This is a genomic window from Pseudomonadota bacterium (genome assembly GCA_030859565.1).
GTDB lineage: Bacteria > Pseudomonadota > Gammaproteobacteria > JACCXJ01 > JACCXJ01 > USCg-Taylor.
On sequence record JALZJW010000280.1, the window covers coordinates 1 to 2,267 of the forward strand.

The following is a 2,267-nucleotide window of genomic DNA, read 5'->3' on the forward strand; positions in this document are numbered from 1 at the left end:
GGGCCGCCGCTCCCAATAGCGCGTCGCAAATAGCGTGAATCAGCGCGTCTCCGTCGGAGTGGGCGAGCAGGCCGCGGTCGTGCGGAATGCTCACCCCGCCCAGGATGAGCGCGCGCCCGCTGACGAGCCGATGCGCGTCGTAGCCGTGACCTATTCGCATAGCGCTTCTTGCCGAAAGCCGCTCAGAGCTTGTGAAGAAATCGTAGCGAGCGCGCCCGCCCGCGAGGCGCACGGCGCGCAGGACCGTTTCGCCGGGAGCGAAACGGCGCATCTGCCCCGAAGGGGCGAGCCTCAAGGACGAGGCGAGCAACCGCAGTGTATATGGAAATACATGAGGATTCCGAGCAGCGCGCAACGATGCGGGCGGGTTGCGCAGTAGATTTATTCACAAGCTCTCAGGAAAGACTCGGCCAACGCGAGGTCTTCGGAGCGGGTAATTTTGATGTTATCGGGATGGCCTTCCACCAGACAGGGCACATGGCCCATGAGCTCCATGGCCTCGGCCTCGTCGGTAACCATCCGTCCCTCACGCAGGGCTTCGGTGAGCGCCTGGTGGAGGGCGCCGAGCCGAAACATCTGCGGGGTCAAGGCATGCCAAAGGCGCGCGCGCGATACGGTCTCAATGACCTCCTGAGCGTCATCCGCGCGCTTCATGGTGTCGCGTACCGGCAAGGCCAAAAGCCCGCCCGTCTCATGCCGCGAGCAGCGTTCGATGAGACGGCCGATGTCTTCGGCCCGAACACAGGGACGCGCGGCGTCGTGTACCAATACCCAGTCTCCGGGGCTGCCCCGCCGTAACAGGCTTTCGAGGGCCGCCAGTACCGAATGACAGCGTTCGGCGCCGCCCGCGACGGTGGAGACTTTGCCTCGATTGCTGATAGATATCGACTCCCAATAACGGTCACCGGCCGCGATAGCAACCACGATCCCATCGATGGCCGGTAGCTCAAGAAATCGCTCCAGCGTATGCGCGATGATCGGTTTGCCGAGAAGGGAAAGATACTGCTTCGGCAGATCGGAGCCGATCCGGGCGCCTTTCCCCGCCGCGGGGATCGCCACCCAATACCGCTTAGCGGATCGGGTCGATCGATTTACGCGGTCGGGTATCGATGATCTGATAGAACACCTCGTCGGTCTTGATCATTCCCATCTCGCTGCGGGCCCGCTCTTCGATGGCTTCCAGCCCGTCTTTGAGGTCGGCAACCTCGGCCTCTAAACTGCTGTTGCGCTCTTTGAGCCGCCGGTTTTCAAGGATCTGATTGTCTCTCTGCTCCTGCAGCGCCCAAATTTCTATAAGGCCTCCCTGGCCGTTCCATAGCTTGAACTGCAATCCGCCCAGCAGCAGCAGCAGGAGAATAAGCGCGAGCAGAGTCATCGGGTTGAGATCACGCACTGTTCCACGCACCTCGTAGCGAAGGGTACTGATTATCCAGTTACCAGGTTATTAGCTCCCCGGTAGGTTGTAGAATGCCGCCCGCCCAGGATAAGACGCCTGAGCACCCAACTCTTCCTCGATCACGATGAGCCGGTTGTACTTCGCGACCCGATCGGAGCGCGATAACGATCCGGTTTTGATCTGACCACAGGAGGTGGCCACGGCCAGATCGGCGATCGTCGTATCCTCGGTCTCACCCGAGCGGTGCGATACGACGGCCGTGTAACCCGCTGTTTTCGCCATGGCGATGGCCGCGAGCGTCTCGCTCAAGGTCCCGATTTGGTTGACTTTGATCAAGATCGAGTTGGCGATGCCTTGCGCGATCCCCCGCGACAGGATGGCGGTATTGGTGACGAAGAGATCGTCGCCCACAAGCTGCACCCGGTTCCCCAAGCGCTTGGTCAACGCGCTCCAACCCCCCCAGTCGTTCTCGCCCATGCCGTCCTCGATGGTGATGATGGGATACTTATCTACCCAACGGGCGAGAGAATCGACGAGCTCCATTGCCGTGAGCGTGCGGTTTTCGGAGGCCAGCGCGTACTGTCCATTCTTGCAAAACTCGGAGCTCGCGACATCCAGGCCGAGCACTATGTCTTCGCCGGCGCGATAGCCGGCACGTTCGATGGCCTTGAGGATGGCTTCGATCGCGGACTCGTTCGAAGGGAGGTTGGGGGCGAACCCGCCTTCATCCCCGACGGCAGTGTTTAAACCTCCAGCATGCAGCACCTCTTTTAGGGCATGGAAAATCTCGGCCCCGTAGCGGACGGCTTCGCGCAAGCTCGGCGCCCCGATCGGCAGGATCATGAACTCCTGGAAATCCACGTTGTTGTCG

At 61.2% G+C, this 2,267-nt stretch carries 4 protein-coding genes; all 4 read right to left on the reverse strand.

Going from position 1 to position 2,267, the window contains the following annotated elements; genetic code table 11:
* Nucleotides 1-310 (reverse strand): 2-C-methyl-D-erythritol 2,4-cyclodiphosphate synthase (locus tag M3436_20745; GenBank protein MDQ3566395.1); only part of this gene is annotated, 310 nt, incomplete at its 3' end.
* Between the two features lie 71 nt (nt 311-381).
* The gene (gene ispD / locus M3436_20750; GenBank protein MDQ3566396.1) at nt 382-1,107 is read right to left on the reverse strand and encodes a 2-C-methyl-D-erythritol 4-phosphate cytidylyltransferase; all 726 of its coding nucleotides are present in this window, start codon (nt 1,105-1,107) and stop codon (nt 382-384) included.
* Entirely contained in the window at nt 1,070-1,375 is a 306-nt protein-coding gene (ftsB, locus tag M3436_20755) for a cell division protein FtsB (GenBank protein MDQ3566397.1), read from the reverse strand. Before ftsB ends, ispD begins: the two co-directional genes overlap by 38 nt.
* 69 nt (nt 1,376-1,444) lie before the next feature.
* On the reverse strand, nt 1,445-2,267 hold an 823-nt coding region (locus M3436_20760), incomplete at its 5' end, for an enolase (protein ID MDQ3566398.1).

What these genes read in the sequence shown, in the direction of transcription:
- ftsB (MDQ3566397.1), bottom strand. Translation starts at nt 1,375, where the DNA reads ATGACTCTGCTCGCGCTTATTCTCCTGCTGCTGCTGCTGGGCGGATTG.